Raw genomic sequence first — 21,142 nt, forward strand, 5'->3', positions numbered from 1 at the left:
CCTCGATCGGGGTGTGTTCAGGGCCAGCGGCGGAATATCAACGAAGTGTTGACGCCGCCGAAAGCGAAGTTGTTGTTCATCACATGCTGGTTGCTCATCCTGCGAAACTCGCCGCGCAGGTAGTCCAGCTCGCCGCAGCGGGGATCGATTTCATCCAGGTTGAGGGTGTGCGCATACAGGTCGCTGTTCATCATCTCGATGCTGAACCACGACTCCAGCGCGCCGCAGGCGCCGAGGGTGTGGCCGAGAAAACTCTTCTGCGAACTGATCGGCATGTGCGGGCCAAACAGGCTGCTGGTGGCCAGTGTTTCGGCAATATCGCCCTGTTCGGTAGCGGTACCGTGGCCGTTGACGTAGCCGATGGCCTCTGGCGCCAGAGCAGCGTCCTCCAGGGCCAGCTCCATGGCCCGGCGCATCGTGCTCTGCTCGGGGCGGGTGGTGTGCTGGCCATCGGCATTGCTACCAAAGCCGACGATCTCGGCGTGGATGCGCGCACCGCGGGCCAGGGCATGCTCGAGCTCTTCGAGCACCAGCATGCCGCCGCCTTCGCCGATCACCAGGCCGTCGCGACCATTGTCGTAAGGACGTGGGCTCAGCTGCGGGGTGTCGTTTTTCAGGCTGGTGGCGTACAGCGCATCGAACACCATCGCCTCGGTCGGACAGAGCTCTTCGGCGCCGCCGGCGAGCATCATCGGCAAGCGCCCGAACTTGATCGCTTCATAGGCATAACCAATGCCCTGGCTGCCGCTGGTGCAGGCGCTGGAGGTGGGGATCAGGCGCCCGGTCAGGCCGAAAAAGATGCTGATATTGGCAGCAGTGGTGTGCGGCATCATGCGCACGTAGGAGTTGGCGTTGAGGCCATCGGCTACCGAGTTGAGCAGCATGTTGCCGAATGCCTTGATCTCGTCGGTGCTGCCGGTCGACGAGCCGCAGGCCACGCCCATGCGGCCATCGCGGATGATTGGATCATCGAGCAGGCCGGCATCGGCCAGCGCCTGCTCGGCCGCAGCCACGGCCAGGCGCGATACCCGGCCCATACTGCGCAACTGCTTGCGGGTCCAGTGGCCGGGCACCTTGAAATCGTCGATCGGGCCAGCAAGACGCGTGTTCAACTCGCTGAAGCGATCCCATTCAGCCATGCGCCGGATACCGCTGCGCTGGTTGGCGAAGTGGCCGGCGATGGTCGCCCAGTCGCTGCCCAGGGAGGTGATGCCGGCCATGCCGGTGACGACTACGCGACGCATCAGCACAACCCTCCGTTGACCGCCAGCACCTGGCGGGTGATGTAGGCGGCTTCCGCCGACATCAGGAAATTGACCACGCCGGCGACTTCCTCGGGCGTGCCCATGCGTCCGGCAGGAATCATCTTCATCAGCTCGTCGACCGGCACGTGCTCATCGAGCATGGCGGTGTCGATCAGCCCTGGGGCGACGCAGTTGACGGTGATCTGACGTTTGCCCAGCTCGATCGCCAGCGCCTTGGCCGCGCCGATCACGCCGGCCTTGGAGGCACTGTAATTGACCTGGCCGCGGTTGCCGATCAACCCCGAAACCGAGGTGATGCAGACGATCCGGCCCGGTTTGCGACGGCGGATCATGGGCATGCTCAGCGGATGCAGAACGTTGTAGAAACCGTCCAGGTTGGTCCGCAGGACCTGGTCCCAGTCAGCGTCGGTCAGCGCCGGGAAGGCGCCATCGCGGGTCAGGCCGGCGTTGCAGACCACGCCATAGTAGGCGCCGTGGGTCTCCACATCCTGTTCGAGGATGGCCCGGCAGGCTTCGCGGTCGGCTACGTCGAACTGCAGCACCCGGGCCTGTTGACCCATGGCGTGGATTTCGCCGGCAACGCCATCGGCTTCGGCACGGCCACTGCGGCAATGCAGCACCAGGTCATAACCGGCACGCGCCAGGCGCAGGGCGATCGCTCGGCCGATGCCGCGGCTCGACCCGGTGACCAGGATGGTATCAGTCATGGCAAGGTTCCTCAGGGGCCGCTTCGGTCAGGTAACCAGCGACCTGTGGCGGGCGATAGACATTCAGGCGGGCGCTGGCATGCAGCCCCGGACCGCGCAGGTGACACTCGAACACACCCATGCCGTTGTCGTCTTCCAGCGAGCGCAGGGCGTGGATGTGCAACTCGGCGCCGGCAGGGAAGTGTTCGACATCACATTGGTAGTTGCGCGTGCCGAGGAGAAACCCCAGCTCCACCGGCCGGCCATCGCGACGGGCGCGGCAACCGGCATAGGCGGCAACGCTCTGCGCCATCAGCTCCAGGCCGAGCCAGGCCGGCAGGCTGCCGTCGGCGCGGTTGAACAGGCCGCCAGGGCGCACTGTGCTGCGGGTGTGGATCTGCTCGTCGTCGCAGCTGTCGACCTGATCGATCAGGATCATGTCGCCGGCATGCGGCAGCAGTTCGGCCAGAGGCCAGGCAATCATGGGGTGTCTCCAACAATCAGGCTGACATTGTTGCCGCCGAAGGCGAACGAGTTGCTCATTATCCGGCGTGGCCGCGCCGCATGCATCCGCTGCGTGCCGTCGACCAGATTAAGGGCAGGCAGGCGCGGGTCGGCCTGGCCGTCCCAGACATGCGGTGGCAACTGGCCGTGCGGGTTGTGCTCACTCAGGCTCAGCCAGCAGAAGGCGGCTTCCAGCGCGCCGGCGGCGCCTAGGGTGTGGCCGGTCATCGGTTTGGTCGACGAGCAGGCCAGCTGCGCGCCGAACAGGCCGTGCACCGCCAGGCTTTCCATGGCGTCGTTGTGCTCGGTGGCGGTGCCGTGCAGGTTCAGGTAGTCGATCTGTTCGGGCGCGAGGCCGGCGTTGTTCAAGGCCAGGGCCATGGTTTGCCGCGCGCCGGCGCCGCTCGGGTCAGGCGCTGAAATATGGTAGGCATCGCTGCTGGCGCCAGCGCCGAGCAGGGCCAGTGAAGGGCCATCGGTATTACGCTCTGCGGTCATCAGAAACAGCGCAGCCGCTTCGCCGATATTGATCCCGTCACGGTTCTGCGAGAACGGATTGCAGCGTGCCTGGCTGATCGCCTCAAGGGAGTTGAAGCCGTTCAGGGTCAGGCCACAAAGGCTGTCGACGCCGCCGCACAGCACCGCATCGCAGACGCCCAGCTCGAGCAGGCGCCGGGCGCTGAGCAAGGCCCGCCCGCTGGAGGTGCAGGCGGTGGAAATCACATAGGCCGGGCCGCTCAGTTGCAGCCAGTCGGCAAGGAATTCTGCCGGCGCGCTGAGGGCTTGCTGGTCGTAGCGATAGTCCGGCGGAAACTGCCCGCTCCGGCGCTGCTGGGCGATGGCTGCGCTGCCCTCGGCAATCCCCGAGGTGCTGGTGCCGAGCACCACCGCGATACGCTGCGCGCCGAACCGGGCGATAGCCTGGCGGATTGCCGGCTCGATCTGCATAGCGGCGCTGTAGAGCAATTGATTGTTGCGGCTGTGCTGCGTTGGCAGCGGCACCGCCGGCAGCTCAGCTTGCACCGCGCCGACGGTGGGACAGCGCTCCGGGATCCACCCAGGTTGGGCCTGCATGCCCGAACAGTCACCGGCAAACAGGCGTGCGGCGACCTCAGCCTGGCCACGGCCGAGGGCGCAGGTCAGGCCCAGCGCATTCAGGTAGGCGGTCATGGCAGGCGCTCGCTGGGTAGGGGGTCGACTAGATAACGCAGGCCGTGGGCCAGTTTCAAGTCAAAAGCGCCCGGCTGCCGATAGCTGACCTGCCAACGCTCGCCCAACCAGCGCTGCTGGCCTTGTTCGCGGGCATCCGGGTAGAGCTGCGCCAGTTGCTCGGAGGGGGTCAGAGCAAACAGCAGCGCGGCAAACAGCTCGCGTGCCGGCGGATTGGGTGGCAACAGGCCGTCGGCCTGCCAGTGTTGACCATCGAACAACTGGCGTGCCTGGGGAATACCCAGCAGATCGAGTAGCGACCAGCGCAGTTGGCCGTTCTCGGCCTGCACCACGAGCATCCAGTCCTGGCGCTCGCCGGCCTGCTCGCGCTGCACGTGCAACTGCTGGGGCAACTGCAACTGCGGCATCTGCGCGGGCAGCGGCGCGCGGCTGCTGCAGGCGGCCAGCACCAGGCACAGCGTCGCCAGCAGCAGCGCCCTCATGGCTGCACCAGCGGCTTGCGGGCGACCACATTGACCAGGGTTTCTTCGCGCTGGCCTGGCGCGGGCGGCTTGCACAGGCGCAGCCGTTCGAGCAGGCCGAAGTCCTTGGCGCGGCTCCACCACAGGTACGGGTAGGAGACATTGCGCGCGGTGAAGGCAAAGCCCTGCTCGCGCAGCATCTGCAGATAACCCTCGGCACTCTTCTGTACATGCATTGGGTGGCGGAACAGCCAGCGGATCACCCAGGTGTCGATATAGGCTTCGGTGGATTCGGCGAACAGCAGATAACCACCAGGCTTAAGCACCCGCCAGAACTCGGCGAGGGCCTGCTCCTGTTCCACCAGATGGTGGAAGGTCTGATGGCAGAAGACGATATCGACGCTGGCGTCTGCCAGTTGCAGTTGGGCGCAGTCGCTGCCCTGCAGCTCGACCGCAAGGCCCTGGCGCGTAGCTTCGGCGCCGCTTAGTTGCAGGCTGTGCGGGTCGGCATCGATACCGATCAATCGGCCGGGCGCAAACACTCGCTGCAGATGCTTGAACGATTTGCCCTGGCCGCAGCCGGCATCGAGCAGCACCGGCGCCGCTGGCAGCGGGCTTTCGAACAACTGACGCAGGTCGTCGATCGCCACCCGTAGTACGTGATGCTGCCAGGTGTGGCTGCGCAGGAACCAGAAACCAAAGCGAGTTTCTTCGACATAGCTGGCGCTGAGGAACGGAGGCTGACTCATGCCTGGCCCCTCGCGCAAAGCGCCGCCAGAGTCGCCAGCCGGCGCCGTGGTTCAGCCACGAACGGGTTGCGCTCATCCCAGGCGTAGCCAGCCAGAATCGAGCTGATCATGGCGCGAATCTGCGGCGAGCTGCCGGGGTGATAGATCACGTCCTGGAAGCTGCCGTCATACCAACCCTCGACATAGGCGCGGAAGGTATCCACCCCACGTTTGAGCGGCTCGGCAAACTCCCGCTGCCAGTCGACCGCTTCGCCGCGCAACTGGCGGTCGAGCAGGGCGGCAGCCATGCTGGCCGAGCGCATGGCAATGGTGACTCCGGACGAAAATACCGGGTCGAGAAACTCTGCGGCGTTGCCGAGCAGGGCAAAGCCGTTGCCATGCAGGGTTTTGACGTTGGCCGAGTAGCCGCCGATGGTCCGCGCCGGGGTGTCCCACACGGCGTTGGCCAAGACCTTGGCCAGGCTTGGCGTCTGCGCCACGAAATGCTGCAGGCAGGCGTCCAGATCGGTCGGCGCTGCAGCAAAGCGCTCGGCGGCCGCGACGACACCCAGCGAGGCGCGACCGTCGCTGAACGGGATGGTCCAGAACCAGATGTCGCGATGTTCCGGGTGGGTGGTGATAAGGATCTTGTTGCGGTCGAAGCCGGGCAGATCGATGCGGTCTTCGATGTGGGTGAATACTGCCTGGCGCACCGGGAAATTCGACGGTGCTTCAAGGTCGAGCAGGCGCGGCAACACGCGGCCATAGCCGCTGGCATCGAGGACGAAGTCGGCCTGCACTTCGTATTCGCTGGCGTCTGGCCGGCGTGCGCGCAGGCGTGGCTGCGCAGCGCTCATGTCGACGCTGATGATCTCGTGCTCGTAGCGGATTTCCACGCCCTGGGCCTCGGCCTGGTCGGCCAGCAGCTTGTCGAACCGCGCCCGTTGGACCTGGAAGGTGCTCGGCCGGCCCTGGCTGAAGGTTTCGCCGAAATCAAACGCACTGTACTCATCACCCCAGGCAAAGGCGGCGCCGTCCTTGTACTGGAAACCCGCCGCTTCGAGCGCTTCGAGCATGCCGGCTTCTTCGATGAAGTCGATGCAGTGCGACAGCAGGCTTTCGCCAATGGAGAAGCGCGGGAAGCGCTGGCGCTCGATGACCAGCACGTCGTGGCCGCGGCGCTTGAGCAACGCGGCAGCGATGGCGCCCGAGGGGCCAGCGCCAATGACCACGACCTGGTGGTGTTGCAGTTCACAGTTCGGCATGTGGCCTCCTTGGCGGTGTGAGGGAAGTCTGCGGGATGCGATGCAGGCCGGCGAAGGCAGGCATGAGGGTGGCGATCAGGCTCATCAGCATCAGCGCGAAGTACAACGCCGGGCTGATCAGCTGCTGGGTCAGCAACAGATTGAGAAAAACGATTTCGCTGAGGCCGCGGATGTTCAGCAGCAGGCTCTCGCGCCACTTGCTGGCGCCGGCGAACGAGGCGGTCGCCCAGCTCAAACCGAGCCAGTTACCGAGCAGCTTGCTCAGGATCGGCAGCACCAGCAGCGCCAGCAGCTGGCTGGCGTCGAAGCCTGCGAAGGCATGCTGCAGGTCGATCTGGACCACGCCGTAGGTGAGGATCAGCGGCACGGCCAGGCCTTGTTGCAGGCGGCGGTTGCTGGCGTCTGGCAGCGGCAGGCGTAGCTGCAGGCCAAGCACGCGCAAGCAGGCCAGATAGCCAACGCCGAAGATCAGCGCGTTGAGCCGGTAGTGCTCGGCGGCAAACAGCAGTAGCAGGAACACCAGGCCGTATAGACGGGGCGCGCGCAGGCCCAGCCCTCGCAGCACTACCGGCGTCAGCGCCGCCAGCGCCGGCAGGGCCAGGCTGCTCGGCTGCAGGCTGCCCTGGCCCATGCCGAGCAACAGCCAGCAGGCCAGGTCGATGACGATCGCGGCCTGCAGCAGGCGCTGGCTGGCGGCTGGCGGGTAGTCGATGGCGCGCAGGTACAGGTACAGCACTGGGATTGCGGTGATGGCGAACACCAGGCCCATGGCCAGGGCGCTGACCCCGCTCAGTTCAAGCAGCCACAGCGCGCAGGCCAGGCCGCAGGCAAACGGCACGGCGAAGCTGGGCAGGGCGATCTTCAATGCTTGCGGGTCGAGGCGCAGCTGCGCGACGTCAGCAAGAATGTGTCCCAGCAACAGGGCAAAGCTGCAGCCGTAGAGGGTCTTCAGCCAGCTCGGGGCGATCAGCTGGGCGCCGTCAAGCTGCCAGTGCGGTTGTACCCACAACAGCATCAGCAGCGGCAGCACCAGCGCGGCCAACAGCAGCTGGCTGACGATAGGGATAAGCCCCAGGCGTTTGCCGAATGCGCTGGCCACGGCAAACAGGGCCAGGGCCATGAGCCAGAACAGGACGATGCTCATGGCTGCACCGCCGGCGTCTCGCGTGCCGCTGCCCACGGCGCCAGCAGGAAACTGAAGATCAACCCGAGGCTGACGGCCATGCCGAAGTTGCTCACCGCAGGCGTCTGCGACAGCGCCAGCAGGCCGAACGACAGCCAGGTGGTCAGAGCCGCCAGCAAGGTGCCGAGCAAGCTCACCGCAGCCCCGCCGATACGCTCGTGCATGAGGATGGCGTAGTCGACGCTGATGGCCGTGACCAGCAGCAGGCCAAACAGGCTGAACAGTGTCAGCGGCTGCCCCAGCCAACCGAGGCTGGCCAGGCTGCATAACGCTGCCAGCAGCGGCAGGGCGACAATGCGCAGCGAACCGCGCAGGCCGAACGGGACTGCCAGCAGCACCAGGATCAGTGCGCAGGACAGCAGCTTGAGCTCGGCGGCGCTGATCTGGGTGGCGGCGAACAGTTGATTGAGTTCGCCGAGCCGGTCTACCAGTTGCACGCCATCCAGGCCGTCGGTCTGCAAGCGCAGCAGGCTGGCATCGCTCAGGCCTTGCAGACTGACGATGGCGGCGACGCCGGTGGCGTCCTGGCCAAGCCAGAGCGGTCGCCAGGCTTCAGCAAGCGGACCGGCGAGGGCCTGCTCGATGCTCAGGGGCGGCAACGTTTGCAGCTGTTGCAGCTGGGTTTGCAGGCCGGCTTGCGGCACACCGAGTTCAACCAGCGGCTGCCAGTAGTCGCTCAGGTGGGCCAGCGCCTGCCGGGTTTGTGCCTGCTGCTCAGGGCTGGCGACGATCTGCGAGAGGCTCAGATAACCCTTGAGCTTGCCTAGGTCACGCAGCTCGTCGAGCTTGGCCGACAGCGCCTGCAGGCGCTGGAACAGTTGCTCTGGATCAGCCCCGCGCACCAGGTAGAACTGACTGGTTGGCTGGTAGCCGGTGATGCGTGCGACTGCCTGGGCTTGCTCTTGCAGTTGCGGCGGGCTCGCCACCCATTGGCGGATGTCGTTACGCGTGTCCAGCTGCCACAGCCCAGCGCCGCAAAACAGCAGCACCAGCACCAGCAGCACTGCGCTGGGCACTCTGCGCAACAGCCGCTCGCGCCAGTCGGTGAGGGCTTGCGCGATACGTAGCGGCCACTGCGCCGGCTTCAGCTCGACCTGGCCCAGCAATGCCGGCAGCAGGCACACCGCGCACAGGTAGGCGCCGATCAAGCCGGCGGCCGAGAACGCGGCAATCTGGGTCAGGGCCGGAAACGGCGTGAACGCCAGCGCCAGATAACCGATGCAGCTGGTCGCCAGGCTCAGGCTCAGCCCTGGCAGGGTCAGGCGTACCGCCGGCCAACTGCGCCATGGCTTGAGGCTCCAGCTCTTCGACAAGTAATGCAGCGGGTAATCCACCGCTACGCCGATCAGGCTCGAACCGAGTACCAGAGTCATCACGTGCATGTGGCCGAACAGCGCCACGCACACCACCGAGCCGAACAGCATGCCGGTCAGCACCGGCACGAACGCCAGCAGGGCCCGCCAGCGACGAAACGCCAGCAGCAGCAACAACAGAATGCTCAACGTCGCGCCACCGCCGACCCAGGTGATTTCGCGGCTGGCCTGCTGCTGGCCGGCGGCCGCGTACAGCAGGCCACTGGCGGCCAGCAACTGGGCGCCTTGCGGTTCGGCCTGGCGGCGGGCATCAGCCAGCAGCTCGGCCACCTGCAGCGGTAGCTTCATATCGAAGGCAGTGCCCAGGGTGCGCGCCCGCAGCAGCACCCACTGGCGGCCATCGGCCTGCGCGATCAAGGCGCCACTGGCCGTGTCCAGTTCGATATTGACGGGTTTCGGCTGGCTGTTCTGAATACGCCCGGTCAAGCCCAGCCAGTCGTCCTGGGCAGGCACCAGGCTGAACCCGGAAAACGGGTCGAACAGGCTCTGCACGCGCTGCTCGATGAATGCCGCAGGCCGTTCGCGCAGTTGCGCGCGGTCAGCTGCCGAGAGCATCGCCACGCGGCCGGCGAGCAACTGCTCGCGGACCGCGCCGAGGTCTGTCTGCAGGCTCCACTGCACGCGCTCGAACAGTCCGCTGGCCTGCCATTGGCCGGCCAGTTGTTCGGCAAGGGCCAGCGCTTGCTGGCGTTCGGCGTGGCCAACCAGCACCAGTACCTCGCGGTTCAGTGGCTCTTGCACGCGCAGTTCGGCGCGCTTGACCAGGGCGTCTTCGGTGGCGCCCGGCACCAGCGCCATCAGGTCGGCCGACAACGGCGCGCCGCGCTGCCATTGCCAGCCGGCGATGGCCAGCATCACCAGCAGCAGGGCGAGAAAGCCGCGCGGCAACCAGCGTTCAATCGACAAAATCGCTGCGCTCCGTGTCGCTGAGGGCGGCAGCGCCATGGCTGTCGGTCATGCGCAGCAGCGTGCTGTCGCCCTGGGTTTCACTGAGCTGAATCTGTTCGACGAACTGCCCGCCGCTGATGTCGATGCGGGTGAAGATCTGTTTGAGCAGCAGCGAACGCGGGGTCAGTTGCAGCTGCCAGTGCGTGGCGTCACCGCTCAGGCTCAGTTCGAAGTCGCGCTTGAGACCGGCACTGTCGCCTTGCAGCACGGCAAAGAACAGCCGGTTCTGCTCGGCGCCGGCACTGGCGCTGGGCAGGCGCTGCCAGCCGCTCGGATCACGCCGGGCAATGCCGTTGGCGTCGATCCGGTAGTCCTGGCGCAGCGGCGTCTGCAACAGCCACAACAAACCATGCTCGCGGGCCAGCACGAACTGGCCCTTGCTCAGCAACGGCTGGGGTAGAGCGCGCAGGTGCTTTTCCTGAATGAACGGGCCTTTGACCACGGCCGGCGCGCTGAGCTGGCGCTGCAGGTCATCAAGGCTGAATGCTTGCGCCAGCGGGCTGAGCAGGCTCAGGGCAAGGGTCAGCAGTGTGCACAGGCGCTTCATGGCAAAACCCTCTGTACGGCGTCGAGCATGACCTGCGGCGAGGCCAGCTGCATTTCGCCGCTGTCGATGTGCACCGCGACCTGCACCGTGCTCGCGCGGGTCATCCGCTCGCCGGTTTCGGCGTCGCTGATCAGGTAATGAATCTTCAAGCGGTTTTCCCACTCGACCAGGCTCGCGCGCACGGTCAAGCGCTGGCCGAAGGTGGCGCCGCGGATATAACGCAGCTGCAGGTCGATCACCGGCCAGGCAAAACCGCTCGCCTGCATCTGCACGTAGTTGTGGCCGAGTTGGTCGAGCAGCGCGCAGCGGGCCACTTCCAGGTATTTGACATAATGGCCGTGCCAGACCACATGCATGCTGTCGACGTCGAAAAACGGCACCTGCACTTCAGTGTCGACGTGGATCACTCCCGCACTACGCATGCAGCCTCCAGTGACGTTGGCCGATGCGCAGCAGGCAGTGGCGCAGGTCGGCTTCCAGCGCGCGGTCTTCGATCACCGGGACGAACTCGACGAGCAGGGCTTCGTGCATCTGCGCCAGTGCTGGCGGCAGTGCATGTCTTTCTGCCTGGCGGGCACGCAGCCACACGCCCTGGTTCGCCGCCAGCAGGGTCGCAGCGGCAACCTGCTCGGTCAGCTCCAGCACGCGCAGGGCATCGCGCGCAGCGATGGTGCCCATGCTCACCTTGTCCTGGTTGTGGCATTCGGTGGAGCGCGAGAACACGCTGGCCGGCATGGTCAGCTTGAGCGCTTCGGCGGTCCAGGCGCTGGCGCCGATCTGCACGGCCTTGAAGCCATGGTTGATCATCGCCCGCTCGGCCGGGGCGCCCGACAGGTTGCTTGGCAGGCCGTGGTTGTAGCGGGTATCGACCAGCAGCGCGAGCTGGCGGTCGAGCAGGTCGGCAACGTTCGCCACCAGGGTTTTCAGGCTGTCCATGGCAAAGGCGATATGGCCGCCATAGAAGTGCCCGCCATGCAGTACGCGCTCGGCGTCGCCGTCGATAATCGGATTGTCGTTGGCGCTGTTCAGCTCGGTTTCGATAAAACCGCGCAGCCAGCCCAGGCTATCGGCGAGCACGCCCAGTACATGCGGCGCGCAGCGCAGCGAGTAACGGTCCTGCAGGCGGTGCAGCGGTGGTAGCGGGGCGTCGATGGCCAGGTCCTGGCGCAACCAGGCGGCGACTTGTGTCTGGCCGGGGTGCGGCTTGGCGGCGAACAGGCGCTCGTCGAAGTGCTCCGGGTTGCCCTGCAGGGCGATCACGTTGAGGGCGGTGATGCGCGTGGCCAGTTGCAGCAGGTAGTCGGCGCGGGAGAAGGCCAGGCAAGCCAGGCCGGTCATCACCGCAGTGCCGTTCATCAATGCCAGTGCCTCTTTGGGGCGCAGCACCAAGGGCTGCCAGCCCAGCTCGCGGTGCACGTCGGCACTACTGCGGCGCTGGCCCTGGTAGCTGACCTCGCGCTCGCCGGACAGGGTCGCTGCGACGTACGACAGCGGCGTCAGGTCGCCGCTGGCGCCGACCGAACCTTCTTCCGGGATCAACGGCAGGATGTCGTGCTCGAGGAACGCGCGCAGGCGCTCCAGCAACTCCAGGCGCACCCCCGACACGCCGTGGCTCAGCGAGCGCAGGCGGGCCGCCAGCACGGCGCGCACCGCCGGTGCTTCGAGCAGGCGGCCCAGGCCGCAGCCATGGAAGGTGTACAGGTGCTGCGGCAGCGCTTCGACATGCTCCAGCGGCACGGCCACCACGCAGGAATCGCCGTAACCGGTAGTGACGCCGTAGATCACCCCTTCTTTGCTCAGCAGGGTGTCGAGAAAGCGCGCGCCACGAGCGATGCGTTCGCGGTAGGCGGCGTCGTCCTGCAAGTGGGCGCTGGCCCGGCGTTCGGCCAGGGCTACAACAGCTTCGATGGCCAGGTGCGACTCACCGAAAGTTACAGGCTCATGCGGATGCATCGTCGTCGGTCTTCCAGAAAGGGTAGAAGTTGAACCACTGCAGCGGCGCTTGGCTGCAGTAGTGCGCCAGGCGTTGCGCATAGCGCGTGGTCCATTCGGCAATCACTTGGTCGCGCTGGCCGCGGCGCCATTGCACACGCTCGGCAAAGGGTTCGAGGGTGACTCGGTAGCGGCCTTGCAGCTTGAGGCAGAACAGCAGGTTGAGCGGGCAGCCAAGGATCCCCGCCAGCAGCCACGGCCCCTGCGGGAATGCGGCGCGGTGACCGAGGAAATCCACCTCGACGGTGCGCGCGCCATGCAGCGGTACCCGATCACCGGCAATCGCCAGCCATTCGCCGCGCTCGAGCCGTTCGGACAACTGCAGCATCACTGCCGGGTCCAATTCGCTGACCTGAATCAGGCGCAGATTGGTCGCGCCGGCCTCGCCCAGCAGGCGGTTGAAGCGCTCGGCGTGGCGGGTGTGCACCAGCACGTTCATGGTCACCTGCTCGCCCAGTTCGGCCAGCGCCCGGCACACTTCAAGGTTGCCCAAGTGGGCGCCCACCAGCATCTGCCCGCGTTCGCCGCGCAATTGCGTGCGCAGTTGCGCTGGGTCGTCGATTTCGATGTCTTCCAGGCGCAGGCGGCCATTCCATACGTCGAGCTTGTCCAGCAGGGCGTCGGCGAACGCCATGAACTGGCGGAACACCTGCCACTGGCTCGGCGCCGGTGTCTGTCCGCCGTTGCATGCGCTGAGCCGTTGCTGGTATTGCCAGGCACTGCGCCGGGCGCGGCGGCCGAACAGGAAGAAGTAGCCGACGATGACGTGGATCAGCGGGCTCAGCACGCGCCGGCCAAGCAGCCGTACCAGCGTTGCGGTCAGCTTCATCAGCCAGAAACTGCCGCGCTCCTGATGCTGTGCCCAGTGCCGCGCAGGAGTAGTCATGCGCGCCACCTGCGCCAGACGATCAGCGGCGCGCGCAGCAGCATGCCGAAGAACAGCTTGGCGTGCATTGTCGAGATCAGCGCGTTGTCGTGCACCAGGCGAAAGTGCGACAGGCCGTCCTGCGGGTAGTGCACGCGGGTTGGCAGCCAGCGCATCGGCTGGTTGCGCCAGGCCAGGCGCACCAGGATCTCCGGATCGAAATCCATTCGCCGGCCAAGCTTGACGCTGTTGATCAGGGCCAGCGTGGCAGGCAGCGGGTAGACGCGAAAACCGCACATGGAATCGGGAATCTGCAGCGACAGGCTGTTGATCCACACCCATACATGGGTCAGGTAGCGCGCATACAGACGGCCCTTGGGCACGCTGGCGTCGTATTGCGGATAACCACACACCAGTGCCTGTGGATCATTCTGCGAAAGCTCAAGAAAACGGCCGATGTCGCCCAGGTCATGCTGGCCGTCGGCGTCTACTTGCAGTGCATGGCTGAAACCCAGCCGCGCCGCTTCGCGCAGGCCGGCCATCACCGCGCCGCCCTTGCCCTGGTTGACGCTCAGGCTGACCAGATAGATGTCCGTTTGAGTGGCCAGCTGTGCCAGCACTGAGGCGCATGCGGGGCTGCTGGCGTCGTCAACCAGCACGCAGGGCAGCCCGGCGCGCTGCAGGTCGCTGACTACTGCTGGCAGCGCGTGCTCGTGGTTGTATACCGGGATCACTGCGCAAGGCTTATGCATCGACCGTCTCCATCAGAATGCGGCCGCTGGAGCAGGCCTGCCCGGCGCAGGTGTAGGCGAAGTAGAGTTTGCCGCGCTCGCTGTCCCAGCGCAGGCTCAGCAGCACTTCGTCGCCGGGGCGCACCAGTTGCTGGAATTTGAGCACTTCCATGCCGGCAAAGCGGCGCTGGCCCGGCAGTAGTTCGCTGGCCAGGGCAATCGCCCAGTCGACCTGCACCACACCGGGCAGCACCGGCGTTTTCGGGAAGTGCCCGCTGAAGCAGGCCAAGTCCAGCGGCACGTGCAGTGTGAACAGGTGCTGGTCCTGCTCCTGGCGCTGTTCGAGCAGCTCTGGCTGCATGCTGCGTGAGGCTTGCAGCAGCGCCTGCACCTGGGCCTCGGGCAGCTTGCCCTGGCTGGTCAACGGCAGCTGGCGCAGCAGTCGCCAGCGCCGCGGCAGGGCGACCGCTTCGCAATGATCGGCCAAGTGCCGTCGCAGGCCTTCGATCAACGCGCGTCGGCCCTGATTGCGCAGGGCGTGCAGTCCGCTGGCCGACAACACCAGCAAGGCGCCGAGGTAGGCGCGGCCCTGTTCGAGCATGCCCAGCCGCGCTTCGCTGACCCAGGCATGGCTGCACAGCGCTTGTTCGAGCAGGGGCAGCGACACACGTTTTTCTTCCAGCTTGACGATCCGGTCGAGCCGGCCGAGCAGGCGCAGGCGCCCGTCGGTGCTGAACTGGACCGCATCGGCCGTTTGCTCGACATGCCCGACGGGCAGGTAGGGTGAGGCAATGCGCAGGGCGCCGTGCGCGTCCTGGCTCAGTTGCACCTCGGCAAAGGGCTGCCACAGGGTGTCGCCCTGACGCCAGGCGATACCGCCGGTTTCAGAGCTGCCGAAGATCTCGGTCGGCCATTGCCCGAGCAACTGCTGCAGGCGCTGGCCGGCTTCGGCGGGCAGGGCGCCGCCGGAGGTGAACACCCGGCGCACGTGGCCCAGCGCTGGCCAGTCGAGGTTGTCACCCATGCGTTTGAGCAGGGCCGGGCTGGCCACCCAGGCGAAGTCTGCATGTTCACGGCTGGCCCGTTGCAGGTCTTCGGGGAACGGCAGTTGGCGGCGCTCGAAGCCGCGCCCCGCGCACAGTGGCCAGAGCACGCGGAACAGCAGGCCATAGATGTGCTGGGTGGCGACGCTGCCAATGATCCAGGCCTCGCCCAGGCTGGCGCCCCACAGTGCCTGCAGCGCGCTGACTTCATTGGCCAGTTGGCTCAGCTGCTTGTCGATGCGCTTGGGCTCGCCGCTGGAGCCGGAGGTGCACAGGCTGATCGAGCAGGTGTGCGGGTCGAGGTCGGCTGCCGGCAGTGGCTCACCGAGCAGGCTGAGCAATGAATGATCGCCGGCCTGGTCGCTGAGCCACAGGTCGACCTGCTCGCTCCAGCGCGCCCGCGTGGCGGCTTGCAGATCGGCTGGCAGCAACACGGTGACGCCAGCGCGCCAGGCGCCGAGCAGTGCGATCGCCAACTCGGCGGCGTCTTCCAGGTGCACCGCCAGGCGCTGCACGCCGCGCTGCTGCAGGCCACCGGCGAGGCGCAAGGCCTGGGTGCACAGCTCGGCGTGGTCGAGCGCCGGCGCCTGGGTCACCTGGCGCGGCGCATCCAGCGGGCGCAGCAGGTGGTGAAGATTGATCCAGTTCATGGGCGTCCTCGCACACGTTGTCTTGTCAGCCATTCGCCAGCGAACAGCAGGCCCATCGCGATATAGGCGATCAGGCCGTTGTACAGGGTCCACCAGCTCAGTGGCGCCCACAGGGTCAGGCCCGCTGCGATCAGCCCGTTAAGCAGAAAGAACAGGCACCACACCTGCGTCACCCGGCGGGTGTACTGCACCGCGCGGGCTGGCAAATCAGGCTCTTGCAGGCGTGCCAGGCGCTCGGCCATGGGCATGCCGTGAAGCAGGCTGGAGCCGAACAGGCCGAGCATGAAGGTGCTGATCAGCACCGGGTACCAGCGCAGCAGTTGGGCACTGTCGCTCAGCCCGAGCAGGGCGCAGAAGGCCAACGCCAGCGCGGCCATGCACAGGCTGGCCGGGCGGCGCGGCGCGCTCAAGGCGCGGGCCAGCCACAGGCCACCCAGCAGCAGGGCGAACTGCCACGGGGCAAAGTGCGCCAGGCCGAAATGCACGGCAAACGGGTACAGCACCCCAGCCACGACCAGACCGAGGCCGATCAGGCGTTTCATGCGGCCGGGTTGACCAGGCGGAACACCGCTTCGACCACATCATTGACGGTGCGCACGGCCTTGAACTCTTCGGCGGCGATTTTCTTGCCGGTCTGGCGCTTGATGTGGTCGATCAGGTCGATCGCATCGATGCTGTCGATTTCCAGGTCCTGATACAGGTTGGCGTCCAGGGTTACGCGCTCTGGCTCCAGCTCGAACAGCTCGACCAGCGCATCGCGCAAAATATTGAAGATGTCTTCGCGGGTTTGCATGTGAGTTCTCAGGCGGCGTTGCGGGCAGTGACGAACGCCGCCAGTGCGGCGACGCTGCTGAAATGGTTGCGGGTGTCCTTGGCGTCGGCGTCGATCTTGATGCCATAGCGCTTCTGTATCGCCAGACCGAGCTCGAGAGCGTCCACCGAGTCCAGGCCCAGGCCGTCGCCAAACAGCGGTTGCTGGTCGTCGATGTCGTCCACGGCTATGTCTTCCAGGCCGAGTGCGTCGATGATCAATTGCTTGAGGTCACGGTTAAGGTCTTGCTGTGGATCGCTCATCGATGGCGAGCTCCTTGATGTAGTACTGATGCAGATAATCGTTGAGTGCGCGCGACGCCTTTGGCGCAGGTCCGAGGGCGGCGAACGTTTGTGGGTCGATATCGGCGCCGACACTCAGGCTCAAGTGCACGCGGCGCTGAGGGATGCGGTACCAGGGTTCGTTCTTGGTCAGGGTGGTCGGGCTGACCTTGATGGTTACGGGGGTGATGATCTTCGCACCGCGCAGGGCAATCGCGGCGGCGCCGCGATGAAAGGCCGGCGTCTGGCCGGGCGGGGTGCGTGTGCCTTCCGGGAATATCACCAGCGGCTGGCCATCGCGCAGGCATTGCACGGCGTTGTCGAGCATGTCCATGCTGCCATCGTTGCCCAGGTACTGCGCTTCACTGACCGGACCGCGGGTGAAGGGGTTGTCGAACAGGCTCTGCTTGATTACGCAATTGCCCTGACGCACCAGACCGATGAGAAACACCACATCGATCAGCGAGGGGTGGTTGGCGATGATCATCTGCCCGGGGCGGCCGAGGCGCTCGGCGCCGTCGATCTGGTAGGTGAGCACGCCACTGAACCGCATCACCCGTACGAACTGCCAGAACAGCCAGCTGATGGTGTAGCGCGCGCGTTGACGATGACGCACCACTCCGCCCGGCAGGCAACTGAGCAACGGAAACACCAGCACGCGCAGGCACAGGCCGCCGAGACCAAACAGGCAAAAACACGCAGCTGTCGCCAGCAGGCGCCAGTAGTAGTGATCGCGGGGCTTGCTCACGGCTGCCGTTGCCAGGTCCATGACCGCCGCTTCCAGGTATGAGTGAAGCAATTCACGCCGTTCAGTGTGGCCTGCAGCCAGTTCAGGGCATGTGGCAGGGCGGCCGGCAACGACTGCGTGGCTGCCGGGCCAGGGCTCAGTTGCCACTGCTGACCCGGGGTGACCAACAGGCCTAGGGCGTAGGCGAAAGGCACATCGTTGACCCAGGCATCGTAGACCGCCGGCGGCAGTTCTTCGCAGACGATCAGCAACACCGCCGGCGCGCCCTCCGCCAACAGCGCCGCAGCCTCCAGCAGGCCCTGCTCAAGGCCATCGCCGGCGGCGGCGATGGCGGTCATCTCGCTGGTTTCGCCGCGCAGGATCGACCACAGCCCGATTACCGCGTTGTGCACCGACAGGCTGAACTGGGTCGGCGACAACGGTTGCTGATCAGCCAGGTCACTGAGAATGGCAAAGGTGCGCGGGGTTTCGCCATGACGCGAGGCAAATACCAGCGGCAGTGCCTCGTACCCTTCAGCCAGCGGCCAGCCGACAGCAAAGGCCATGCGCGCCAGATTGCTCAGGCGACGGCGCTGCATGGCCGGCAGGAACGAGACGTCTGGCGACGCCGCTTCACTGCAGCTGTGTCGGCTGCCCTGGGCCCACGCCTGCCAGTCGGCAGGCGTCACCAGGCCTGGAGCCCAGGCACGCCATTGGCTGATATCGAAGGTGATCACGGTGCTTTTTATTCCGCCCTGAAGGACTGCCTTGCCGAGGAATGACTCGTAACAACGACCTGACAGGGTTGGCATATTCGCCGAGTGGCGCGCATTATCACGGCGCCAGCGATGTGTAGCAATTGCTGGTTACATAATCGCCATCAGACAAGTTCATTTACGTTTTGCACAACGCCGACATGTGGTGCGGGCAAATTCCGACAAGCGGTGCAGCCCGCATGTCAGCTGCCGTTGGAGCGGCTTAAGCGAAGTGGCGCTGGCCAATGCACGGGCCTCGACACATACTCGGACATTCGTTGATACACGGAGGTCTCTCATGCGGCGCGTGGTATTCAATCAGAAAGGTGGCGTGGGCAAATCGAGCATTGCCTGCAACCTGGCAGCGGTCAGCGCCAACGAAGGCTACCGGACCCTGCTGATCGACCTGGACTCCCAGGCCAACTCGACCCAGTACCTGACCGGGCTGACCGGCGACGACATCCCCATGGGCATCGCCGACTTCTTCAAGCAGAGCCTGTCGACCGGGCCGTTCTCGAAGAAGAACAAGGTCGATATCTACGAAACCCCATTCGACAACCTGCACGTGGTTACCGCCACGGCGGAGTTGGCCGACCTGCAGCCCAAGCTCGAGGCCAAGCACAAGATCAACAAGCTGCGCAAATTGCTCGAAGAGCTCGACGAGGATTACGATCGGATCTACATCGATACCCCGCCGGCGCTGAATTTCTATGCGGTATCAGCGTTGATCGCGGCCGACCGAGTGCTGATCCCCTTCGACTGCGACAGTTTCTCGCGCCAGGCGCTGTACGGCCTGCTGGCCGAGATCGAAGAGTTGAAGGACGACCACAACGAAGACCTGCTGGTCGAAGGCATTGTGGTCAATCAATTCCAGTCACGCGCCAGCCTGCCGCAGCAGATGCTCGATGAGCTGATCGAAGAGGGCCTGCCGGTGTTGCCGGTGTACCTGACCAGCTCGGTGAAGATGCGCGAATCGCACCATGCCAGCCTGCCGCTGATCCACCTGGATCCGCGGCACAAGCTGACCCAGCAGTTCGTCGAGCTGCACGCGTTGCTCGAAGAAAACGCCTAAACGCCCTGGCTGCGCAGCCACTCCAGTAATGAGTGGAGTGGAAATGCGCCAGCCTGACGGCTGATTTCGCGACCGTTCTTGAACAGGATCAAGCTTGGGATCGAGCGGATGCCCAGTTGGCTGGCCAGATTGCGGTTGGCTTCGCTATCGAGCTTGGCCAAACGGCAGCGACCGCTCAGTTGCGCCGCTGCCTGGGTGAAGATCGGCGCGAACGACTTGCACGGCCCACACCAGTCGGCCCAGACGTCCAGCAACAAGGGCAGATCGCCTTTGATCTGGCTGGCGTAGTTTGCCTCGCTCAGATCGAACGGCCGGCTCAGCAACACGGCCTGTTTGCAGCGGCCGCATTTGGGCGTGTCGTTCAGGCGCTCGGCCGGCAGGCGGTTGAGGCCGTTGCAGTGTGGGCAGGGGATCACTAGTGGATCGGACATTGTGACTCCTTATGAATGCGATTCTGAGCGGAAATTCTGGGGCTGCTTTGCAGCCCTTTCGCGACACAAGGCCGCTCCTACAGTTGACCGCGTACGTCGGTATTGCGCGGTGCCTGTAGGAGCGGCCTTGTGTCGCGAAAGGGGCGCATAGCGCCCTCCGACGTCCTCAAAAGTTACTCACGACGAGCAACTGATTTCCAGATGCTTGCCCCACTCCGGCGGGCGCTCGGCGTACGCCTGCATGCCCGGCTGTTCTTCGAACGGCCTGCTCAACACCTGATGCAGGCGGCGCACTTCGGTGTAGTCACCGCCATTGGCCGCTTCGATGGCCTTCTGTGCCAGGTAATTGCGCAGCACGTACAGTGGGTTGACCGCATGCATACGCTCGCGGCGGCCCTCGGCGTTGGCTGGCTCGCGCTCACAGCGGGCCAGATAGGTCGCGCTCCAGGCATCGAAGCCGGCCAGATCGACAAAATCGTCGCGTACTACCTGCAGGGCCGCTGCGGCGGGCTGATCGCCAAGCCGGCGGAAGAACAGCGTGTAGTCGACGCCGCCGCTCTGCATACGTTGCAGCAGGGTTTCGACCAATTGCAGGTCGTCGTCCTCTGCGGTAGTCAGGCCCAGGCGGCGGCGCATCAGGTCGAGGTAGTGGGTCTGGTACAGCGGCAAGAACAGGCCCAGCGCCTGCTTCAGTGCCTCGACCTCGACAAACGGAGTCAAGGCCTGGGCCAGTGCGCTGAGGTTCCAGTGGGCGATGGGCACCTGATTGCTGTAGCTATAACGCCCCTGATTGTCAGAGTGGTTGCAGATGAAGTTGGCGTCGAAGTCGTCGAGGAAGGCAAACGGGCCGAAGTCGAAGGTGATGCCCAGAATCGACATGTTGTCGGTGTTCATCACCCCATGGCAGAAGCCATAGGCCTGCCAGCGCGCGATCAACTCGGCGTTGCGCTCGACGATGGTCTGGAACATCGCCAGGTACGGTTGCTCGGCGCTGCGGCATTCAGGGTAATGCTGCTCCAGCACATGGTCGATCAGCAGCTGCTGCTGTTCTGGCTGGCGGGTGTAATAGAAATACTCGAAGTGGCCAAAACGGATATGGCTCTGTGCCAGGCGCAGGATCATTGCCGCGCTCTCCTGGGTCTCACGCCACACCGGCGTGCTCGAGCCGATCACGCACAGCGCGCGGCTGCTGGGGATGCCCAAGGCGTGCAGGGCTTCGGAACCGAGGAACTCGCGGATCGACGAGCGCAGCACGGCGCGGCCATCACCCATACGCGAATAAGGCGTTTGCCCGGCACCCTTGAGGTGCAGGTCCCAGTGCTCACCGGCATCGTTGACTACTTCGCCCAGCAGCAATCCGCGGCCATCGCCCAGACGCGGCGTATAGCCGCCGAACTGGTGCCCGGAGTAGACCATCGCCCGTGGGTCGGCGTCTTGCCAGGACTGGTGGCCGCTGAACAGCTCGGCAAACAGCGGCAGCGCTGCCTGCGCCGGGTCGAGATCGAGCAGGGCCATCGCCGACTCGCTGGCCACTACCACCCGCGGCTCGGCGATCGGGTCAGGCAGTACCTGAGTGGAGAAGGCATCGCCGAGGCGGGCGAAGCGATTGTCGAAGGTCAGTTGGTCTAGGGCTTTCACGGGCCGGCTCCTGGCA

23 protein-coding genes are annotated in these 21,142 nt (G+C 65.4%); 1 reads left to right on the forward strand and 22 read right to left on the reverse strand.

The genetic code is table 11. From position 1 onward, the window contains the following. Positions 1 to 17: 17 nt before the first annotated feature. The 20 genes from K3F44_RS21260 to K3F44_RS21355 are packed head-to-tail and all read right to left on the reverse strand — an operon-like array spanning position 18 to position 17,967. On the reverse strand, positions 18 to 1,244 hold the full coding sequence (locus K3F44_RS21260) for a beta-ketoacyl-ACP synthase (RefSeq protein ID WP_101315535.1): 1,227 nt from the start codon (positions 1,242 to 1,244) through the stop codon (positions 18 to 20). Further along, positions 1,244 to 1,972: a 3-oxoacyl-ACP reductase FabG gene (fabG, locus tag K3F44_RS21265; RefSeq protein WP_101315537.1), complete on the reverse strand. Its 729-nt coding sequence runs from the start codon at positions 1,970 to 1,972 to the stop codon at positions 1,244 to 1,246. The genes K3F44_RS21260 and fabG overlap by 1 nt, the downstream gene beginning before the upstream one ends. Continuing rightward, positions 1,965 to 2,435, reverse strand: a complete 471-nt coding sequence (locus tag K3F44_RS21270; RefSeq protein ID WP_150570366.1) for a hotdog family protein — start codon at positions 2,433 to 2,435, stop codon at positions 1,965 to 1,967. Before K3F44_RS21270 ends, fabG begins: the two co-directional genes overlap by 8 nt. Then, entirely contained in the window at positions 2,432 to 3,625 is a 1,194-nt protein-coding gene (locus tag K3F44_RS21275; RefSeq protein ID WP_101315541.1) for a beta-ketoacyl-[acyl-carrier-protein] synthase family protein, read from the reverse strand. Before K3F44_RS21275 ends, K3F44_RS21270 begins: the two co-directional genes overlap by 4 nt. Continuing rightward, the gene (locus tag K3F44_RS21280) at positions 3,622 to 4,107 is read right to left on the reverse strand and encodes a hypothetical protein (protein WP_103435707.1); all 486 of its coding nucleotides are present in this window, start codon (positions 4,105 to 4,107) and stop codon (positions 3,622 to 3,624) included. Before K3F44_RS21280 ends, K3F44_RS21275 begins: the two co-directional genes overlap by 4 nt. Further along, a complete protein-coding gene (locus tag K3F44_RS21285; protein WP_220632918.1) occupies positions 4,104 to 4,835 on the reverse strand; it encodes a class I SAM-dependent methyltransferase in 732 nt (243 codons plus the stop codon). The genes K3F44_RS21280 and K3F44_RS21285 overlap by 4 nt, the downstream gene beginning before the upstream one ends. Beyond that, a complete protein-coding gene (locus tag K3F44_RS21290; protein WP_220632919.1) occupies positions 4,832 to 6,079 on the reverse strand; it encodes an NAD(P)/FAD-dependent oxidoreductase in 1,248 nt (415 codons plus the stop codon). Before K3F44_RS21290 ends, K3F44_RS21285 begins: the two co-directional genes overlap by 4 nt. Next, positions 6,066 to 7,223, reverse strand: coding sequence for a sodium:proton antiporter (locus tag K3F44_RS21295; RefSeq protein ID WP_150573362.1), 1,158 nt, complete (start codon positions 7,221 to 7,223; stop codon positions 6,066 to 6,068). Before K3F44_RS21295 ends, K3F44_RS21290 begins: the two co-directional genes overlap by 14 nt. After that, entirely contained in the window at positions 7,220 to 9,580 is a 2,361-nt protein-coding gene (locus K3F44_RS21300; protein ID WP_409077656.1) for an MMPL family transporter, read from the reverse strand. Before K3F44_RS21300 ends, K3F44_RS21295 begins: the two co-directional genes overlap by 4 nt. Beyond that, positions 9,531 to 10,130, reverse strand: a complete 600-nt coding sequence (locus K3F44_RS21305; protein ID WP_150570359.1) for an outer membrane lipoprotein carrier protein LolA — start codon at positions 10,128 to 10,130, stop codon at positions 9,531 to 9,533. Before K3F44_RS21305 ends, K3F44_RS21300 begins: the two co-directional genes overlap by 50 nt. Continuing rightward, entirely contained in the window at positions 10,127 to 10,552 is a 426-nt protein-coding gene (locus K3F44_RS21310) for a thioesterase family protein (RefSeq protein ID WP_150570358.1), read from the reverse strand. Before K3F44_RS21310 ends, K3F44_RS21305 begins: the two co-directional genes overlap by 4 nt. Then, on the reverse strand, positions 10,545 to 12,083 hold the full coding sequence (hutH, locus tag K3F44_RS21315; protein WP_150570357.1) for a histidine ammonia-lyase: 1,539 nt from the start codon (positions 12,081 to 12,083) through the stop codon (positions 10,545 to 10,547). Before hutH ends, K3F44_RS21310 begins: the two co-directional genes overlap by 8 nt. Continuing rightward, on the reverse strand, positions 12,070 to 13,008 hold the full coding sequence (locus tag K3F44_RS21320; RefSeq protein WP_150573367.1) for a glycosyl transferase: 939 nt from the start codon (positions 13,006 to 13,008) through the stop codon (positions 12,070 to 12,072). The genes hutH and K3F44_RS21320 overlap by 14 nt, the downstream gene beginning before the upstream one ends. Then, entirely contained in the window at positions 13,005 to 13,739 is a 735-nt protein-coding gene (locus K3F44_RS21325; RefSeq protein WP_150570355.1) for a glycosyltransferase family 2 protein, read from the reverse strand. The genes K3F44_RS21320 and K3F44_RS21325 overlap by 4 nt, the downstream gene beginning before the upstream one ends. Next, positions 13,732 to 15,411, reverse strand: coding sequence for an AMP-binding protein (locus K3F44_RS21330; protein ID WP_220632921.1), 1,680 nt, complete (start codon positions 15,409 to 15,411; stop codon positions 13,732 to 13,734). The genes K3F44_RS21325 and K3F44_RS21330 overlap by 8 nt, the downstream gene beginning before the upstream one ends. After that, positions 15,408 to 15,953, reverse strand: coding sequence for a hypothetical protein (locus K3F44_RS21335; RefSeq protein ID WP_101315564.1), 546 nt, complete (start codon positions 15,951 to 15,953; stop codon positions 15,408 to 15,410). Before K3F44_RS21335 ends, K3F44_RS21330 begins: the two co-directional genes overlap by 4 nt. After that, positions 15,950 to 16,204, reverse strand: a complete 255-nt coding sequence (locus K3F44_RS21340; protein ID WP_101315566.1) for an acyl carrier protein — start codon at positions 16,202 to 16,204, stop codon at positions 15,950 to 15,952. The genes K3F44_RS21335 and K3F44_RS21340 overlap by 4 nt, the downstream gene beginning before the upstream one ends. 8 nt (positions 16,205 to 16,212) lie before the next feature. Next, positions 16,213 to 16,485 carry a phosphopantetheine-binding protein gene (locus K3F44_RS21345; RefSeq protein WP_101315568.1) on the reverse strand — a complete coding sequence of 91 codons (273 nt, stop codon included), beginning with the start codon at positions 16,483 to 16,485 and terminating at the stop codon, positions 16,213 to 16,215. Beyond that, positions 16,460 to 17,272, reverse strand: coding sequence for a 1-acyl-sn-glycerol-3-phosphate acyltransferase (locus tag K3F44_RS21350; RefSeq protein ID WP_220632922.1), 813 nt, complete (start codon positions 17,270 to 17,272; stop codon positions 16,460 to 16,462). The genes K3F44_RS21345 and K3F44_RS21350 overlap by 26 nt, the downstream gene beginning before the upstream one ends. Continuing rightward, a complete protein-coding gene (locus K3F44_RS21355) occupies positions 17,248 to 17,967 on the reverse strand; it encodes a beta-ketoacyl synthase chain length factor (protein WP_150571528.1) in 720 nt (239 codons plus the stop codon). The genes K3F44_RS21350 and K3F44_RS21355 overlap by 25 nt, the downstream gene beginning before the upstream one ends. Positions 17,968 to 18,283: 316 nt before the next feature. Between K3F44_RS21355 and K3F44_RS21360 the strand changes: the two genes are divergently transcribed. Then, positions 18,284 to 19,057, forward strand: a complete 774-nt coding sequence (locus K3F44_RS21360) for a ParA family protein (protein ID WP_101315573.1) — start codon at positions 18,284 to 18,286, stop codon at positions 19,055 to 19,057. Here K3F44_RS21360 and trxC read toward each other — a convergent pair. Both trxC and selO read right to left on the reverse strand, forming a co-directional pair. Then, positions 19,054 to 19,488 (reverse strand): thioredoxin TrxC, encoded by a 435-nt coding sequence (gene trxC / locus K3F44_RS21365; protein WP_101315575.1) that lies wholly within the window; start codon positions 19,486 to 19,488, stop codon positions 19,054 to 19,056. The two genes, K3F44_RS21360 and trxC, sit on opposite strands and share 4 nt — an antisense overlap. A 177-nt stretch (positions 19,489 to 19,665) precedes the next feature. Continuing rightward, a complete protein-coding gene (gene selO / locus K3F44_RS21370) occupies positions 19,666 to 21,126 on the reverse strand; it encodes a protein adenylyltransferase SelO (RefSeq protein WP_101315577.1) in 1,461 nt (486 codons plus the stop codon). Positions 21,127 to 21,142 lie beyond the last annotated feature (16 nt).

Origin of the sequence: Pseudomonas sp. S07E 245, from assembly GCF_019599025.1 — a bacterium.
Classification (GTDB): domain Bacteria; phylum Pseudomonadota; class Gammaproteobacteria; order Pseudomonadales; family Pseudomonadaceae; genus Aquipseudomonas; species Aquipseudomonas shirazensis.

Excerpts from the sequence above, each read along its gene's own strand:
- K3F44_RS21260 (WP_101315535.1), bottom strand. The coding sequence starts at position 1,244 with ATGCGTCGCGTAGTCGTCACCGGCATGGCCGGCATCACCTCCCTGGGC.
- fabG (WP_101315537.1), bottom strand. The coding sequence starts at position 1,972 with ATGACTGATACCATCCTGGTCACCGGGTCGAGCCGCGGCATCGGCCGA.
- K3F44_RS21270 (WP_150570366.1), bottom strand. The coding sequence starts at position 2,435 with ATGATTGCCTGGCCTCTGGCCGAACTGCTGCCGCATGCCGGCGACATG.
- K3F44_RS21275 (WP_101315541.1), bottom strand. The coding sequence starts at position 3,625 with ATGACCGCCTACCTGAATGCGCTGGGCCTGACCTGCGCCCTCGGCCGT.
- K3F44_RS21280 (WP_103435707.1), bottom strand. The coding sequence starts at position 4,107 with ATGAGGGCGCTGCTGCTGGCGACGCTGTGCCTGGTGCTGGCCGCCTGC.
- K3F44_RS21285 (WP_220632918.1), bottom strand. The coding sequence starts at position 4,835 with ATGAGTCAGCCTCCGTTCCTCAGCGCCAGCTATGTCGAAGAAACTCGC.
- K3F44_RS21290 (WP_220632919.1), bottom strand. The coding sequence starts at position 6,079 with ATGCCGAACTGTGAACTGCAACACCACCAGGTCGTGGTCATTGGCGCT.
- K3F44_RS21295 (WP_150573362.1), bottom strand. The coding sequence starts at position 7,223 with ATGAGCATCGTCCTGTTCTGGCTCATGGCCCTGGCCCTGTTTGCCGTG.
- K3F44_RS21300 (WP_409077656.1), bottom strand. The coding sequence starts at position 9,580 with ATGGCGCTGCCGCCCTCAGCGACACGGAGCGCAGCGATTTTGTCGATT.
- K3F44_RS21305 (WP_150570359.1), bottom strand. The coding sequence starts at position 10,130 with ATGAAGCGCCTGTGCACACTGCTGACCCTTGCCCTGAGCCTGCTCAGC.
- K3F44_RS21310 (WP_150570358.1), bottom strand. The coding sequence starts at position 10,552 with ATGCGTAGTGCGGGAGTGATCCACGTCGACACTGAAGTGCAGGTGCCG.
- hutH (WP_150570357.1), bottom strand. The coding sequence starts at position 12,083 with ATGCATCCGCATGAGCCTGTAACTTTCGGTGAGTCGCACCTGGCCATC.
- K3F44_RS21320 (WP_150573367.1), bottom strand. The coding sequence starts at position 13,008 with ATGACTACTCCTGCGCGGCACTGGGCACAGCATCAGGAGCGCGGCAGT.
- K3F44_RS21325 (WP_150570355.1), bottom strand. The coding sequence starts at position 13,739 with ATGCATAAGCCTTGCGCAGTGATCCCGGTATACAACCACGAGCACGCG.
- K3F44_RS21330 (WP_220632921.1), bottom strand. The coding sequence starts at position 15,411 with ATGAACTGGATCAATCTTCACCACCTGCTGCGCCCGCTGGATGCGCCG.
- K3F44_RS21335 (WP_101315564.1), bottom strand. The coding sequence starts at position 15,953 with ATGAAACGCCTGATCGGCCTCGGTCTGGTCGTGGCTGGGGTGCTGTAC.
- K3F44_RS21340 (WP_101315566.1), bottom strand. The coding sequence starts at position 16,204 with ATGCAAACCCGCGAAGACATCTTCAATATTTTGCGCGATGCGCTGGTC.
- K3F44_RS21345 (WP_101315568.1), bottom strand. The coding sequence starts at position 16,485 with ATGAGCGATCCACAGCAAGACCTTAACCGTGACCTCAAGCAATTGATC.
- K3F44_RS21350 (WP_220632922.1), bottom strand. The coding sequence starts at position 17,272 with ATGGACCTGGCAACGGCAGCCGTGAGCAAGCCCCGCGATCACTACTAC.
- K3F44_RS21360 (WP_101315573.1), top strand. The coding sequence starts at position 18,284 with ATGCGGCGCGTGGTATTCAATCAGAAAGGTGGCGTGGGCAAATCGAGC.
- trxC (WP_101315575.1), bottom strand. The coding sequence starts at position 19,488 with ATGTCCGATCCACTAGTGATCCCCTGCCCACACTGCAACGGCCTCAAC.